Genomic DNA, 16,315 nt, shown 5'->3' with positions numbered 1-16,315 from the left:
GTTGCAAAACTAAAATAAATATGCAATGTTATGAATCAGAAAAACTAGCTGAACATGCAATAGATAGCGATTTTGACCATACCAACGTGGCTGTTCCAGCCCTTTATCTTTGAGATGACTAAACTGTTGTTCAATTTTTCCACGCTCTTTCATCAACTGTTTGCCAAAGGTAGTTTGTAGAAAATGAGACACTACACGACGATGTGTACTTTTGATTGGTCCGCTATTACGCGGGTTAATTGGATTGATCGCAAAGATATCACATGCTCCGGCAATTTCATGAATGTGCTGACTATCATAAGCGGCATCTGCAACGGAAAATAACACATTTTGGTTTTGTATATCCCGAAGCAATGCAGGAGCTATTTTACTATCATGTACATTTGCGGTTGTAAATGCATACGACAATATAACACCTTCTGGTGTAGAACAGACATGAGTTTTATATCCCTTATACCAACCATAGCGAGTAGATTTTCCCCATTTCGCTTGAGAATCATATAAACTACTCCGTAAGGCTGTACTATCAATTAAAACGCACGGAATTAACCCTAAATTCTTTTCTTGAAGAATTTGTTTATGAAGCAACGGAATTTCTTCGTTGCGAAACCAAGTGCCTACACGTGAAAAAGTAGATATATGAGGAACAAGCGAAAGGCCACAAGATACACGAAATGAAGGATATTGATGTAAAAAACGAGTTAACTTACGTAATGAATTGATCTGGAATACCGTTTTTATAAAAAAACATTTGAGTAAAGCTTTTCTACAGATGGGTGGGCGGCCTGTCATAGGCGGAACGCCTCCAATGGTTAAACTGTCTACGTAGGCAAATAAAATTTGTAAAATGGATTGATTTTGATCAAAATTGGTTATCATACTAGTAAATCCGTCCTTTCTGGAGATAGTTTTAGGATACTATCATTCTTCCAGGAAAACGGGTTTCTTTATGCATTCATTTTTGGATATTTATGAGTTTTGCAACACCCTCTAATAACAGAAATAAGGGGCAACATTTGTAAAATATATTTTTAACTGGGGGTTTTGTATGATTCAAGTTCGAAATCTAGTAAAATCATTCGGTACACTTGATGTGTTAAAAGGAATTGATTTAGAAGTAAAAGTAAAAGAAGTTGTTGTTTTAATTGGTGCCAGTGGTTCTGGTAAAAGTACATTACTTCGCTGTCTTAACTTTTTAGAAATGTACGATGAAGGCGAAATTCACTTACAAGGTGAGCGAATTGATCCAAAGCATTCAAATTTAAATAAAGTCCGTGAAAATGTCGGTATGGTTTTTCAGCACTTTAACCTCTTTCCTCATATGACCTCACTAGAAAACATCATAGAAGCACCTATTCACGTAAAAAAATTAGAGAAAGCAAATGCAAAGGATATTGGAACTCAACTTCTCCAAAAAGTCGGCCTTCAAGATAAAGCAGATGTAACTCCTCATCTTCTTTCAGGTGGTCAAAAACAGCGCATTGCCATTGCACGAGCTCTTGCAATAAGCCCTAAGATTATGCTATTTGATGAGCCTACCTCAGCTTTAGACCCTGAACTTGTTGGAGAAGTATTGCAAGTTATGAAAGAACTTGCTGAAGAAGGGATGACAATGGTTATTGTTACTCATGAAATGAATTTCGCAAGAGATGTAGCTGATCGCGTCATCTTTATGGATGATGGAAAGATTGTAGAAGATGCTCCGCCAGCACAATTCTTTTCAGCTCCATCACATGAACGGGCAAAACAATTTTTACGCAACGTTTTATAATGTAACTTTTGTTTCGAACAAAAAAGAATACATTCATACGGTGCACAACTAATCATCCAAATAAAATATTTCAATAACATACTAAAAAACCATCCGTATGATCAATATATAGGAGGGGTTTTATGAAAAGAAAACTATTAACCATTGTTGCTAGCATTACACTATGTACATCTTTCATACTAGGAGCTTGTAGCAAAGAAAGCTCTACTACTTCAACAAATGGTGAAAAAGAATTTCGCTATGCGATGAGTGGATTATACAAACCTTTTAACTATAAAGAAAATGACGGCAAACTTGTCGGTTTTGATGTAGAAATCGGTGAAGCTCTTGCTAAAAAGATGAACATGAAGGCTACGCCAGTTACAAACCCATGGGAAACGCTGATTCAAGGTCTTCAAGCGAAGAAATATGATGTAATACTGGGTAGTATGGCAATTACAGAGGAGCGCTTAAAAGCTGTTAGTTTCTCAAATCCGTACTATCGCTCCGGCGCCCAAATTTTTGTAGCTAAAAAGAATAACGCTATCTCTTCTCCAGAAGATTTAAAAGGTAAGAAAATTGGTGTTGTAAAAGCTAGTACCTTTAAAAATCTTGTTGCAAAATATACGGATCAAATCACAGAATATGACAGCGATATTACTGCTCTTATGGATTTAGAGCCTGGGCGTGTTGACGCAGTAATTACGGATCAAATGGTTGGTCTACGTATGATAAAAGAAGGAAAATCAAATATAAAAGAAGCCGGAAAACCATTAAATCTTGATGAAATGGGAATTGCTATTCGCAAAGATGATAAAGAAATGGTTGAGAAAGTAAATAAAGCGTTAGATGAAATCATTAAAGATGGTACGTATGAAAAGATCAGTAAAAAATGGTTCGGGCGTAATATTCTCGGTGAAGAGGAAAAAACGAAGTAAGTTAGCCATTCAAAAGATTCATAAACAGTGCCCCACTGATTAAATGTTCATTTTATGTGGGGCATTTCATTCTCTACTAAAATCTATACAATATGAGGTGAAACGCATGTTTGAAATTTTTATCTCTTCCTATCCCACACTCTTAAAGGCTACTATTGTCACATTACAATTAACATTAACTTCCCTAGTACTCGGTTCATTAATTGGATTATTATTCGCTTTCTTTCGAATCTCTAACAATAAAGTTTTAAATAGTATCGCTCATGTCTACATTGCTATTATTCGTGGTACACCTTTAATTGTTCAAATTGCCATTCTATATTTTGGAATTACATCCGTTGTTGTTTTCACCCCTTTTTGGGCAGGTGCAATCGCTTTAGCAATTCATAACGGTGCATATATTACGGAAATTTTCCGTGGATCTATTCAATCCGTTGACCGGGGACAATTAGAAGCAGCTCGCTCTTTAGGCATGCCTTATCCTTTAGCTATGCGACGAATTATATTACCACAAGCATTTCGTCTGTCTCTTCCTCCTCTAGGAAACCAATTTATTATCGGATTAAAAGATTCTTCACTTGTTGCTTATGTAGGAATGTCCGAATTATGGGGTTCAGGTTTATCAATTGCAGCAGGTAACTTCCAACAATTAGATACTTACATAATCGTTGGTGCATACTATCTCGTACTTGTTCTTCTATTTACTTATTTTGTTAATCTTTTAGAAAAACGATTACAACGAAAAGAAACTAACTCCGTCCAAGTCCATAAAAGGAACAAAAAGGAAGTTTCTTTATAAGAAAAAGCAAGCCTGAGATGGCTTGCTTTTTCATTGCAAAAATATATTAATTTTTACTGATTTACTTTTTTAATACTCTTTTCTTCTTCTATATGTTCCTCACGATATGAAATATTATGAGGATCTAGTCCATTTCCTAAAGAACCATAGAAATGCTCTCTATGCGGATCCACTAATTCACTTCCTTGATAATACACACGTGGTGTATTCCATAGCGCTGCCAAAGCTTTTGTCATCGGCATCTCATGATAGCGTTCCGGCCACATTTCTTTAATCTTCTCTTTTACTAACGGATAGTATTTAGAACTCATAGCAGGAAACAGATGATGTTCTGTATGATATGAGAAATTGAAATGTAAAACGTCTACCCAACGCGGCACTGTTACTGACAAACAGTTTGCTAACGGATCATTTACTGGAACAATTGGATTTAAGCGGTGATTTGTTGCGATATATGCCATTACAATAAAGTTAGCAATTAACAACGGAATGACATATGCAAATAACCATTTTCCAGGTCCCATAATAAACAATAAACTAATCCAAACTGTCCAAGGCAAAAGAAGTTGAAGCCATACAGATTTTTGATTGGATGACTTGAACTCTTTTATAAAATGAAAGAACATTCGAGTCGAATGCAATGTAAATTGAATTGTTAGTGACAGAAAACTAAAGAATGAACGTACATGTAAAGGCATACGATATACCCAACTCAAAAACTTACTCTTCTTAAGTTTCTCAAGTGTCGGCCATGCATCTGGATCATTCTCTTCATGCTGTGTATGAACATGATGCGTTGCATTATGCCACTTTCTCCAAAGCTTTGGCCCTGTTGATAATGGCATAAATGCAATCGCGCCTAAGAAGTCACGAAGCCATGCCTTTCTTACAACAGTTCCATGTAAAATTTCATGCCCTAAAAATCCTAGTGAAGCAAAACATAATCCAAGAACAATCGCAATTCCTAGATTCGCCCACACATTCAATTCAAATACACCAATCGATATTAACCCCGCCAATGCCACAAGCAAATAAGCCAGTCCACCAAATAAACGAGTAGGCACTGGTTTAAATGCTTTTTTCGGCAAATGTGGTGATACACGTGCTGCATACCACCCAAACGTATGAAGCTCCTTCATCCTTTTGCTCCTTTCTTATGCCGCGCCTTGCGCAACTTACATATATCAATGCTTGCTTCCAGATTGATTTTACTAGATGATCCAAAAAGCATCTATTATAAGGAAAATATACTCACTCTATCGTCACTTATTTTTCGCTTTTATTATCAATGAAAAACATTTCTCTTTTTACTCTCTATCAACCTTTCCACATGATGAATCATAACAATAGAATTTCTATATTGTCAACACCTTTTATGACCTAGTAATAAAAGGTGGTTATATTTTTATAATCATACTTTATTTCACTAAAGAAAATGTATAGATTCCATAAGGATTTACCCACTATATATAGACATTTTCTTAAACACCATAGACTCTATCTCATTCAATAACTCCCTATGTAATCAACAAACAGAATCCCTTGAATTTAGTTTTATATAAATCCTACCACTTCATAATGCCCCATCTAATTAATTATATTAAAATAATTTATAACCTCTTTTAATAAAAATAGACTACTTCTAAAACAACACACATGAATTTCATATAATATGGAAATATTAAAAGGAAAATTGTTCTAAAATCAGGAGGTTTCCGCAATGACAAGTGATACATTTCCACAACTGCCGCTATCTTATTGGATTGAATCTACTCAGTTTCCTACTTTCCCTCGTTTATCCGAAAATATAAAGACGAAAGTTGCTATTATCGGTGCTGGTATTACAGGTATTACTACCGCCTATTTACTTGCAAAAGAAGGCATCGATGTTGTTTTAATTGATTCTGGTCGTATTTTAAATGGAACAACTGGGCATACAACAGCGAAAGTAACAGCACAACATGATCTTATTTATGATGAATTAATAAATCATTTCGGTGTAGAAAAGGCCGGGCTTTACTATGAATCAAATAATCAGGCTCTACAATTCATAAATGAAACTGTTCAAACATATAAAATCGACTGTAATTTCTCAAATGAAGATTCATATTTATATACAACTACCGATAACGGATTAAGAAATTTAACGAAAGAATATGAAGCTTATCAAAAATTAAATATACCTTGTGACTATGTTCAATCTCTATCGATTCCTATTCCAGTACAATCTGCACTTGTAATGAAAAATCAAGCACAATTCCATCCCCTTCTTTATTTAAAAACACTTTTAGAAAAGTTTGTGGAGATGGGCGGAAAGCTCTACGAACAAACAACAGCTATGGATGTGGAAAAGGGAGATTATCCACAAATAATTACAAAAGAGGGCCATCATATCACTTGTGAATATGTCGTCTCTTGTTCACATTTTCCTTTTTATGATGCGAATAGCTTTTTCTTTACGCGAATGTACGCAGAACGCTCCTACGCTCTTGCAATAAAAGCAAAAACAGATTATCCAGGTGGCATGTATTTAAGTATTGATGATCCAAAGCGCTCCTTACGCTATATAACAAACAATGGAGAAAAATTAATTTTGATTGGCGGAGAGAGTCATAAAACAGGACAAGGAATAAATACGATGCTTCATTATGAAGCACTCTATTCTTTTGCTGAAGCAACTTTTGGAATAGACGAAGTTCCTTATAGATGGTCAGCACAAGATTTAATCACTCTAGATAAGCTTCCTTATATCGGACATATTAACGAAAGAAATCCAAATATATTTGTTGCAACTGGATATCGCAAATGGGGAATGACAACTGGAACTGCTGCCGCTCACCTACTGAAGGACTCCATCCTAAAAGTTCACAGTCCCTATAAAGAACTGTATGCACCATCACGCTTCCATGCAAATCCAGATATAAAAACGTTCCTCTCCCAAAACATTGATGTTGCGAAACATTTAATTGAAGGAAAGATTGAAACCGCATTACGTAAGCCAGAAGATCTCGAAGTTGGTGAAGGATCTGTCGTACATGTTAACGGTAAACGAGCAGGTGCTTATAAAGACAAAGAAGGAAAATTACATATCGTCGATACAACTTGTACACATCTCGGCTGTGAAGTTGAATGGAATAATGGTGATTGTACTTGGGATTGCCCTTGCCACGGTTCTCGTTTTTCTATTGAGGGGGACGTTATTGAAGGCCCAGCAGATCAACCGTTAAAACGAGTTGATAATGAGTAAACAAATAAAGAAGTTCAACAAAATTACTGTTGAACTTCTTTATTTGTTATAAACCCTTTTCAGATAAAATTCGACACAAGGAGGAAAATATTAACATTAAATAAAATAAAATAATATATTCATCTACAAATTAAAAGGGGTGAATATTATGCAACCTTCAGCTCCACCTCATCTAGAATCTACAGAAACTATCTTTCCAAGCTCTATTACAAAACTTGTTGTTTTTATTTGTTGGCTAGCCATTTTAGTTGATGGATATGATTTAGGTATTTACGGTGCCGTTCTACCAAAGCTCCTAGAAGACAAAAGCTGGGCGCTATCACCAGCGCATGCTGGTACAATTGCAAGCTATGCTTTATTTGGGATGTTTATTGGAGCTATTCTAGTTGGAACGATTACAGATCTAATTGGGCGTAAATGGACGCTTATATGCTGTTTAGCACTTTTTTCTATCACAATGGGTTTAGCGGCTATCGCTCCTTCTCCTGAGTTATTTGGATTATCTCGATTTGTAGGAGGAATCGGATTAGGCGGTGTTATCCCAACAGCTTCAGCACTTACTGTTGAATATTCACCCAAAAAAAAGGCAATCTTTTATTTATGCTCTTATGTTTACTGGCTATCCTTTAGGTATCGTGTTAGGTGCTATTTTGTCCATGCTTATGTTAGCAGATTTCGGATGGAGAATTATGGTTGGTATCGGAATGATTCCACTACTCCTCATTCCTTTCATTATTCGCTATTTACCCGAGTCCATTCAATTTTTATTATCACGTAATCGCCAAGAAGAAGTGAACCAAATTCTTAATCGTTTTCAAATTGAATTTCATGTAAAAGATAAAACTCATCAAGACCCATCTACTATACGAAAGAAAAATGGATTTTTTACTTTATTCTCAAAAGAATACATAAAAGCAACGCTACTTTTTTGGATCACTTATATAATGGGAATGTTTTTAATATATGGTTTAAACACTTGGTTACCACAGATGATGCGCCAGGCAGGATATCCTCTTGGGTCTAGTCTGTCATTTCTACTTATGCTAAATATTACCGCAGCTATCGGCGCTTTATTCGCTGGAGCAATTGCTGATCGTATAGGAGCAAAAATTGTTATTAGCATCTCTTATCTTATGGCAGCCATATGTATCGGACTATTAACAATCAAACCATCTGTTACAATCATTTATCTTTTAATTGGCCTTGCTGGTATTGGATCAGTCGGTATTACTCAAATATTAAATGCATATGTAACACAATACTTCCCATCACATATCCGAGCTACCTCCTTAGGCTGGGGACTGGGGCTTGGCCGAGTTGGTGCAATTGCTGGCCCTATTCTCGTCGGTATTATTATGACAATGCAATATGACTTAGCATGGAATTTTTACTTATTCTCCTTTGCAGGTCTTATCGCAGCTATATCTGTTTTCTTCATTCCTACAAAATAAAAAGAGCACAAACTTACTTGTGCTCTTTTTCATATGCTTCAAACAGCATGTCTCGAAATAATGTATTTAAAATCTCAATATCGATCCCTGATCCCTTTTCAATTCCTTTTACATATTGCCCATAGTAATGAATTTGTTCTTCTAAAAATTGATTTAGCACCTTAATTTTCAATCCAACATCTAATTCAGTACCTGCTTTTTTCTTTATTAACAACTTTTCAATCTCATCTAATACACTACGTTCTAATGGTAATTCTGTAATCAATCGATCAAATTCTACAGGTGGTAAAGTTGCTTTCTCTTCTAGCCACTTACAAGCTAAAATAGGGCGTAATACATAAAAGTACTTTTTCAACTTTACATTCTCACCTTGCAAAAATTCACGATAATTTTTCGACGCCATATGTAAATAATGATATATCGTTGCTTTTGGATCAAAATTCTTCTCACTCATCTGTTGAAGTAGTTCTGGAAAATTAGAGTTTTTCGAATAAAAAATTGGTGATCGAATCCACTCAAGTAAAGCTGGGTTCGACTTCGCGAATAGTTGCAACGCCTTTTTAATATCCCAACCACTTATATCTAAATCATCACTAATTGGATATTCAATTACATCTCGTTTGTCATGAATTGATAAATACCATTCTACCGGATGTATATAAACAAACCTAACATCATAATCGCTATCTTTCGATGGAAACCCCCAAGCACGACTCCCTGATTCCACCGCAAATAAAATTTTTACATCATTCTCTTTTTCAATTCTTTCTAACTCCAACTCGATTTTCTCTCTCATTTCATAACATCTCCATTTTTTGATTATTTCCCTGGAAATTCGACAATACACTATTAATTTTACTACATACTAAAAAAACTGTCAGAAATTACTGACAGCCTAATGAAACGTCTATTGTTGCTTTTCAATTACAGTAGCAGCAATTCGTTCAAACTCTTTTTGAATCTCCTCTTTATATGCATCTACTATTGAAAAATCCATAGCAGCAATATAAATTCGTTCTAATTTATCACGAATCGATTTTGCTTTCGCTAAGAAAGACATCGCCTCATTCATTTTTGCTTTATATTGAATGGAAACATCACGAATTTCCTTCGCATATTTCTCATCCGTCCCTGGCGTAACAATAAGGGCATACATATCAATAATTTCATCACCCTCGCGACTTGGAAAATATTCATGTGGTGCGGTGCTATCAAAAATTGCAAAACCTAATTCTCTTACGATAACCATATCAAGACTATTCGGGTCAAATCCGCAATGATATACTTCAACTTCAAACCCTTTTTCTTCAGCTGCCTTAGCTAACTTTTTGAGCATCGTCGATTTTCCAGAGCCTGGGCGCCCTTTTATAAAATAACGATGTGGTAACCCTTCTGTTAAATTAGGAACAAAATCAACTGCTCCTTTCGGTGTAGCAGCTCCTAAAAAACGATGTTTTACAAGCGATTGTCTCCCGCTTTTATCTGCAAATAATTTCTGGATTAGCTGATTGGTTAGTTCATTTGCTTTATTAAAATCTATATTATCAATATATATCTTCTCCCACTCATCATGTATAACCAATGCCTCTTTAAAACGTGCGTAAGCAGACTGAAAAGCTTTGCTTGCTTCTGAAACAAATCTTTCAATTTCTAACTTCTGCTTTCTTAGTTTATCTGAGTCCCAAGCAATTCCTAAATTTATATACTCTTCAACAACTCCTGGCATTTTTGGCTCAATAACATGCGGCGATGTCCCATCAACAATTCCTACTTTTAATTGTGGGATAATTACACCATCAACCGATTTATTATCAGAAGAACAATGTAAAAATTCAATATCATATCCTTTTTCAATCCATTCACGACCTATTGCCTTTATTAAAGAAGATTTTCCCGTTCCTGGGCCACCCTTTAAGATAAATAATCTGTCTAATCCTTTTAAATTCTCTTCGTATAAATTGTGAAATCCCCTAGCTGTATTACCACCAGCATAATAATTTAATACATTTCCTGTCACTGCACTCACTCCTTCGCAGCATTCTATTTACATAAGCTACAATATGCGAGCAGCTTTATTTGGGTGAATACCTATTTTGTATTGCACGCAAAAAGGAAATGAATTACAATTTAACTATCAGAAAGTTCCAATTTTAAAAACTGAATACTTCTTTATCAAGAGAGGCAGAGGGACCGGCCCTTTGAAGCCCAGCAACCTCAGTTTATACGAACTGAATAGGTGCTAATTCCTGCAAAATGCAATGCATTTTGGAAGATAAAACTCAACTAGCATGTAAAGCTCATCTTTCTTGATACTGAAGGATGAGCTTTTTATTATTTGAAAAACATATATTGGAGGTATGTAAAATGAAAGTAATTGATTTATCACAAACATTTGAAAATAATATGTCTCAATTTCCTGGAACACCTAAAATACAACTAGAAGCTGTTACAAGTGTTGAAGAATCAGGATATCAAGTTACAGATTTTCATTCTGTCGTTCATGTTGGCACGCATTGTGATGCTCCTGCGCATTTTATTTCAGGCGCAACGACCATCGATCAATTACCGCTGGATCAATTTGTAGGTGAAGCTGTTCTTATAGATGTAACACATATTCAAGAGCGAAAATTACCTAAGACAGTATTGCATAATACTGACATAAAAGAAGGTGATATTGTTATTTTTCATTCTAATCTATCCACAAAATGGAATACAGAAGCTTATGAGAAGGAAGCATTTTATCTTTCTGAAGAATTAGCTAAAGAACTAGTGCGATTAAAAGTAAAATCTATCGGTTTAGATTTCATTTCTCCTGATGAAGTCACAACAGAAACATCACCGATTCATCACATATTACTAGGGAATGATATTTACTTAATTGAAAACTTAACAAATCTAGATGCTATCGAAGCAAAACGTTTCTTTTTCTCAGCAGCACCTTTAAAAATTAAAAATAGTGACGGTGCTTTCGCAAGAGCATTTGCTGTTATTTTTTAAACACAGCCTATAAAAAAAGCAAAGGCCACTACTGGTCTTTGCTTCTATATTTTCTATTTAAATTAAGAAAGAATTGTTCCACACGAGGACGCACCCAAGCTAAACAATCTATCTCTTTCTTCTTTGTGCAAGCTATCTCTTCTCCATCTACCATTTCAACAAGTTCTAGTTCTAACAGTTGCCTCGTGAATGCTAACATATTCACTTCTTCGGATGGATACTCTTCTTTTAATTTCTCCTCAATTTCCCCCAATAAAAAACCGTCACGCATCATTGCCAATGCATCAATCCAAAGTGGCGGCATTTCATATTTTTCTCCTGTAATTGTATCTTTTACAATATAATTCTTTTGCTCTTTTCGAAATTGAATCGTGTGTAAACATACAGTCGAATTTAATGTTAATTCCATCATACCACCTCTTTCATAATATCTGCATAGAAAAAAGGATGCGTGTGCACCCCTTCTTATCTTTTCATAACACTACTGAACCGCTACATGAGCAATCAATCTCATGTCGATATTTTCCTCCATTATAAACGAAGTATTTTATAAAAAAACCCTTCTTGAAACATTTTATAAAATGTTTATATTTACACAACAAGAACACTTTTCTGAAAAATCTTTTCTCCCAATACATTAAAAGGTCGGCAAAAAAATTTCTACTTTCGTTCCTACTCCTACACTACTTTGGATCGTGATACTCCCTTGATGTTCCTTAATAATTTTATATGTAATCATTAATCCAAGTCCTGTACCAGTCTCCTTTGTTGTGTAAAACGCCTTGCCGATTTTTTCTAACTTCTCATTCTCTATACCAAATCCTTGGTCTTCAACAGAAATACACAAATGTCCTTGCGTTTTTTGATATGCACGGATATGAATTTCTCCACCCTCTGGCATTGATTCTATTCCATTTTTAATGATATTTAATAACACTTGTTTTAATTGCTTATCATCACCGTTTATAGCCGGTAAATTCCCATCTACTTGTAAATGACATTTAACTCTATATTGCGTTGCATAACTTTCCATTAGATGCACAACATATAGAAGGATGTCTCGTATATTACACCTTTCATAATTTGTTGGCTTTGGTTTTCCTAACAACATCAATTCACTAACAAATCCATTGACTCTTTCAATTTCTTGTAGCATAATGTCGTAGCTCATCGTATCAGTTGGATTTCTTTCTTTTTGCATTTGCGTAAACCCTTTTAACGCTGTTAGCGGATTTCGAATTTCATGGGCAATTGTTGTAGACATAGTCCCAATCACAGCTAAATTTTCCGTCTCTTTCATATTGTTCATCATTTCAACCACTGTTCTTACATAAGATTGAAATCGTTTTAATAAAGAATGTGAAATAATGAAATAGAATATACATAAAACAAGTGGAATTACCACTTTTAAATCTTGTAATAGCAATGTGAAAAATACGTACTTTCCAATTACACTAAAGGAAACTAAATAAAAGTATTTTCTATTCACGAAAACTGGGGCAAATAAAATTAATAACATTTCTACCATACTACCATGTTCAAAAGGTCTATCCGTTCGCAAATAAATCATTAAATTATTCACAAGATTGATAAACATGTACCCAAATAAAAATAAATATTTTACAGAATATACATACCCTCTTTTTTGAAGATATATAGAAATAGGAAATAATGCTATTACAAATATAGGCACACCTATCCCAAGACTGCCTTCTGGCCAACCTACCGCTGTTCCACTAATATTCATAGCAGGATATACAAAATAATATATAGCGTCATATAAAAAGAATATAATATAAAATAATAATATAAATACCTTTAAGGCTCTTCTTTCTTCATAAATCAAGCTCTTGTATTTATTCATATAAAAACTCCCCTTGATCGATACAAAAAACTTTCATTGTTATCTCCTTAAAGTATAAGTATGAAATTGCTTTCAGGGCAATATTTAACCTTATAATAATGAAAGGAAGGAGATCTCCCCTTCCTTTTGGTAACAACTTACATCCATCTTACCCTGTCATGTAACAATCCATCCGTAAAATTATTATGCCCTATTACAAAATCCTTCATATATAAATTTAAATACTCACCGTACTTACTTTCTGTATTTAATAACAACTCCTCAACGTAATAAGCACCTTGTTCAAATTGATCTAAAAGTAAACTGGACAAGCCCGCATAAATCCCGCACCCTACTTGAAAATACGTTGCATTCGTTTTATATTTACGAAAAACTTGGCTACTATTCATCACATTATACATATATGTCTCACTATTTTCATAAACGAGTAACACACCGACCAAGTCCTCTCCAGCAACCTCTTCTTCCGCTGGATTAAACACTTTACGATTCCAGTTCCATAAATCTTCTACTTGATCTAAGTTCTGTCTAATTATATTTGTTGTATACTCATTAATTCGGTAAAGAAAACCAACTTCCATATTAAAGTTTTTCCCTAAAATTAATACTTCCTCATGTGGCATTAAACAACCATAGAATTCTTTTTCTCCTAACTTCACTTTATACTCTGAAGCATATACATCTTCATAAAAGTAAAGAGGACGATGATGACTCATATACATCGGATAACTCCAGATTGCTTCATCTAAAAATCGCTCTACTGCCCATGAAGCATAAAGTGTATGTGGCTTTATAAGTGCTGTATCATTTAAAAACGATGTGTCATGTTCTACAATATAACATGCTCTTGGCCTTTCATTTGGTCGTTCCTTCATAAGCTCAACAACCATCCATTGAACAACACCTGGATTCATACCTGAACCTATAATCGCTTTTGTATTTGTAAATTTCTCTTTCTCCTTCTCAAACCTTGTATATCTTTCCGTAAGCTGAAAGCCGATTAAGCTATCGTCCTGATCTACTGCCTCATTTTCCAAGGCTGAATTAATATAACAAATTCCTAGTTCATTACAGCAGCTTAATACTCTAATTGTATCTGCCCCTGAAACATCAATCACAACACTCGTTCTTTTTTCTTTTAAATGCTTTTTAAATTCCACTACATTTTGAAGGTTTATTTCATATAAATATAATTGATCTTTCAAATTCGAAAACAACTCATCGTAATAATTCCTATCTTTTTGTTTTATATCCACCAAATGAAATTTAGCATTCTTTAATACTTCATAAATTGGATCTTTTTCATTTGCTATCGCTTGATTTAAAATTGCTAAAACTGCTTTTGCTGCTCCACCAGCACTACCAAGCAATGTAATTGATAACGAATTCGGAAACTGCTCCACAAACAAAACCCCTTTAATAAATTAGTTGAGCAGCTCCTCCTCAAAAAATAAATTGAATATATAATAAGATAGCTCGTACACAATGTTTATAAGTTAGTGCAAAGTTACCTTTTAAAAAATCACACTATACTATGCTTATATTCAATTCATTTTCCCCTCATCTCCAAATTAAACTAAAACAAATAGGCTCGACCTTTTCTTCTGCATATAAAAGAAAAAGCCAGCCCTTTCAACTAGCTTACGGACAATGGACAGATTTTACATGTTGAATATTTACATACATTTTCGCATCACGTGCTTTTGATATTTCAATATGACCTTCATCAATTTTCGCCATTTTTCCAATTTTATTGGACTCCTCACCTAAATCGAACACCATAATTTTCCCAGCCATTTTAATAAGCTGTTCTTCAAACGTTCGAGCTAACGTAATATTTAACGGATTCACGGGGAGTTCATTTTTATTGAGGGCATAAGGCACTTGATTTTCTTTATACGGAATTAACCATTTCAAGTGTTTTAAAGATATATATACAGTTTTATAAACTGGACTATAAAAAACAATATAATCGTTCATCACACTTGTAACATAACCATGTATTGGAGCATTTCCGGCTACATAAATTTCCGTAAAAATCCCTTTAGATGTACTTAATACTTTCCTCAAAGAAATTGAAGGAGACTCTCTCTTAATTACAGAATCCACATCTGGTTTTGAGATTTCTTCATCATTTGATCTTAAAAACTTATAATATTGTACATGATATAAAGATATATATACGTAGTCTTGTCCATTGTAAAGAACAACGATATCATTTCCTACATCAATTAATACACCTTTAAATCTTTTTTCACCGATTAATTTAACATATATATTTTCTCCAATACTTTTGTTTAACTCATTCATCTATATCCTCCTTCCTACGAATTTCTTCTTATCTGTCTTCCATTTCTAAAAAAATAATCAGGGCAAAGTTCTGTTTTAATAGTAAGTAATTCCTTTTCATACTATCGAAATAAGAAATTGTTCTTCTCTTTCCCTCATAATGCCCCTCTTATTTATTAAACATTATTCATCTTCATTCTTTTTACATTTAACTACTTGACTCACACTCTTAATATGAGACTTAATTACATAAATAACTTCATCGCCGTTTACTAGTGTAATACAGCCATAGTGTACCTCACTTAATAAACCTTCCACACACTCTGGACCGCCACGATTAATTTTTACCCACTTATACTTCAAGTCTTTTAATATATCTAAAAAAGTATCCTCATCAGAGCAGAAACATGAACTATAGCAATCGCCACATTTACTTTCTTTCACTTTCTTCACTAGACTCTTCACATGTTTCAACTGATAATATACTAATTCACCATGAGGTAACTGTAACGTTAGATAATCTTTTCCTAACGATACGAGCTCACCAACTCGACTTTCTGGTCCACGAAGGTTTACTTTTACAGTCTCACCAACTAAACATTTAATTTGGTCACAGCATAATACATTCTCCAATTTCGTATCCCCCTCGTAGAATATAGTTTAGATCAGTATTTCTGCTTTCTAATTACCCTGATTTTTAAAAAAATAGATAACAAGATTCCTTACGGAATTTGTTTCGATATTATTGAATTTCCCAGATACAATGGATGTATGGAAAGGATCCATCGGGAATTTGCTCATTTCCCCTGTAGCTCTGTCTACGATAAAAAGTCTGTTACCCGAGCCATTGCTATCACTACCAACACACTAGCTGTTTCGATAACTGATTGGGCTTTTGGATAGTAGTTCAAAAGGTAGCCCCCAAAAGTTGTCATTGTATTCTCGTAGGCGAGGTTGTGGTTACGCAATGAGCTTCTGGG

The 16,315-nt window shown here is 34.4% G+C and carries 14 protein-coding genes, 1 pseudogene and 1 riboswitch; of the genes and pseudogenes, 6 read left to right on the top strand and 9 right to left on the bottom strand.

Annotated features, from left to right (window positions below; translation table 11 throughout):
* Positions 1-9 precede the first annotated feature (9 nt).
* Positions 10-879 carry an ISNCY family transposase gene (locus V6946_RS02020; RefSeq protein ID WP_023520903.1) on the bottom strand — a complete coding sequence of 290 codons (870 nt, stop codon included), beginning with the start codon at positions 877-879 and terminating at the stop codon, positions 10-12.
* A 169-nt stretch (positions 880-1,048) separates the two neighbouring features.
* On the opposite strand from V6946_RS02020, the gene V6946_RS02015 reads away from it, so the two are divergent.
* From V6946_RS02015 to V6946_RS02005, 3 genes are all read left to right on the top strand, one after another.
* A complete protein-coding gene (locus V6946_RS02015) occupies positions 1,049-1,771 on the top strand; it encodes an amino acid ABC transporter ATP-binding protein (RefSeq protein ID WP_406622197.1) in 723 nt (240 codons plus the stop codon).
* A 122-nt stretch (positions 1,772-1,893) separates the two neighbouring features.
* Positions 1,894-2,688: an ABC transporter substrate-binding protein gene (locus V6946_RS02010; RefSeq protein WP_000823768.1), complete on the top strand. Its 795-nt coding sequence runs from the start codon at positions 1,894-1,896 to the stop codon at positions 2,686-2,688.
* 43 nt (positions 2,689-2,731) lie between these two features.
* On the top strand, positions 2,732-3,487 hold the full coding sequence (locus tag V6946_RS02005) for an amino acid ABC transporter permease (RefSeq protein WP_116269189.1): 756 nt from the start codon (positions 2,732-2,734) through the stop codon (positions 3,485-3,487).
* 53 nt (positions 3,488-3,540) lie between these two features.
* Here the strand turns inward: V6946_RS02005 and V6946_RS02000 are convergent, their stop codons facing one another.
* A complete protein-coding gene (locus V6946_RS02000) occupies positions 3,541-4,626 on the bottom strand; it encodes an acyl-CoA desaturase (RefSeq protein WP_000661226.1) in 1,086 nt (361 codons plus the stop codon).
* A gap of 581 nt (positions 4,627-5,207) precedes the next feature.
* On the opposite strand from V6946_RS02000, the gene V6946_RS01995 reads away from it, so the two are divergent.
* Positions 5,208-6,734 (top strand): FAD-dependent oxidoreductase, encoded by a 1,527-nt coding sequence (locus V6946_RS01995; protein ID WP_006926165.1) that lies wholly within the window; start codon positions 5,208-5,210, stop codon positions 6,732-6,734.
* 148 nt (positions 6,735-6,882) lie between these two features.
* A pseudogene (locus tag V6946_RS01990) lies at positions 6,883-8,185 on the top strand (MFS transporter).
* Between the two features lie 13 nt (positions 8,186-8,198).
* Here the strand turns inward: V6946_RS01990 and V6946_RS01985 are convergent.
* Entirely contained in the window at positions 8,199-8,981 is a 783-nt protein-coding gene (locus V6946_RS01985) for a nucleotidyltransferase domain-containing protein (protein ID WP_001208232.1), read from the bottom strand.
* Positions 8,982-9,092: 111 nt separating this feature from the next.
* Entirely contained in the window at positions 9,093-10,202 is a 1,110-nt protein-coding gene (locus V6946_RS01980) for a PRK06851 family protein (RefSeq protein ID WP_006926177.1), read from the bottom strand.
* A 149-nt stretch (positions 10,203-10,351) separates the two neighbouring features.
* Positions 10,352-10,464, top strand: a riboswitch (SAM riboswitch).
* A gap of 85 nt (positions 10,465-10,549) precedes the next feature.
* Here V6946_RS01980 and V6946_RS01975 point away from each other — a divergent pair.
* Positions 10,550-11,182 (top strand): cyclase family protein, encoded by a 633-nt coding sequence (locus tag V6946_RS01975; protein WP_006926178.1) that lies wholly within the window; start codon positions 10,550-10,552, stop codon positions 11,180-11,182.
* 28 nt (positions 11,183-11,210) lie between these two features.
* Here V6946_RS01975 and V6946_RS01970 read toward each other — a convergent pair whose 3' ends face one another.
* The 5 genes from V6946_RS01970 to V6946_RS01950 form a co-directional block, all read right to left on the bottom strand.
* Entirely contained in the window at positions 11,211-11,591 is a 381-nt protein-coding gene (locus V6946_RS01970; protein WP_000424116.1) for a hypothetical protein, read from the bottom strand.
* 228 nt (positions 11,592-11,819) lie between these two features.
* Positions 11,820-13,046 carry an ATP-binding protein gene (locus tag V6946_RS01965; RefSeq protein ID WP_001046110.1) on the bottom strand — a complete coding sequence of 409 codons (1,227 nt, stop codon included), beginning with the start codon at positions 13,044-13,046 and terminating at the stop codon, positions 11,820-11,822.
* Positions 13,047-13,183: 137 nt separating this feature from the next.
* Positions 13,184-14,449, bottom strand: coding sequence for an S-adenosylmethionine decarboxylase related protein (locus V6946_RS01960; RefSeq protein WP_086385319.1), 1,266 nt, complete (start codon positions 14,447-14,449; stop codon positions 13,184-13,186).
* Positions 14,450-14,687: 238 nt separating this feature from the next.
* Entirely contained in the window at positions 14,688-15,356 is a 669-nt protein-coding gene (locus V6946_RS01955) for a hypothetical protein (RefSeq protein WP_001004284.1), read from the bottom strand.
* A 162-nt stretch (positions 15,357-15,518) separates the two neighbouring features.
* On the bottom strand, positions 15,519-15,968 hold the full coding sequence (locus V6946_RS01950) for a spore coat protein (RefSeq protein WP_406622196.1): 450 nt from the start codon (positions 15,966-15,968) through the stop codon (positions 15,519-15,521).
* Positions 15,969-16,315 lie beyond the last annotated feature (347 nt).

Source organism: Bacillus sp. PPSBB_2, from assembly GCF_045291115.1.
Taxonomy (GTDB): Bacteria; Bacillota; Bacilli; order Bacillales; family Bacillaceae_G; genus Bacillus_A; species Bacillus_A cereus.
This window is presented reverse-complemented; position numbering and strand designations above follow the sequence as displayed.

Coding starts and splice junctions, on each gene's coding strand:
- V6946_RS02000 (WP_000661226.1), bottom strand. CDS start 4,626: ATGAAGGAGCTTCATACGTTTGGGTGGTATGCAGCACGTGTATCACCA.
- V6946_RS01985 (WP_001208232.1), bottom strand. CDS start 8,981: ATGAGAGAGAAAATCGAGTTGGAGTTAGAAAGAATTGAAAAAGAGAAT.
- V6946_RS02010 (WP_000823768.1), top strand. CDS start 1,894: ATGAAAAGAAAACTATTAACCATTGTTGCTAGCATTACACTATGTACA.
- V6946_RS02015 (WP_406622197.1), top strand. CDS start 1,049: ATGATTCAAGTTCGAAATCTAGTAAAATCATTCGGTACACTTGATGTG.
- V6946_RS02020 (WP_023520903.1), bottom strand. CDS start 879: ATGATAACCAATTTTGATCAAAATCAATCCATTTTACAAATTTTATTT.
- V6946_RS01955 (WP_001004284.1), bottom strand. CDS start 15,356: ATGAATGAGTTAAACAAAAGTATTGGAGAAAATATATATGTTAAATTA.
- V6946_RS01995 (WP_006926165.1), top strand. CDS start 5,208: ATGACAAGTGATACATTTCCACAACTGCCGCTATCTTATTGGATTGAA.
- V6946_RS02005 (WP_116269189.1), top strand. CDS start 2,732: ATGTTCATTTTATGTGGGGCATTTCATTCTCTACTAAAATCTATACAA.
- V6946_RS01970 (WP_000424116.1), bottom strand. CDS start 11,591: ATGGAATTAACATTAAATTCGACTGTATGTTTACACACGATTCAATTT.
- V6946_RS01965 (WP_001046110.1), bottom strand. CDS start 13,046: ATGAATAAATACAAGAGCTTGATTTATGAAGAAAGAAGAGCCTTAAAG.
- V6946_RS01975 (WP_006926178.1), top strand. CDS start 10,550: ATGAAAGTAATTGATTTATCACAAACATTTGAAAATAATATGTCTCAA.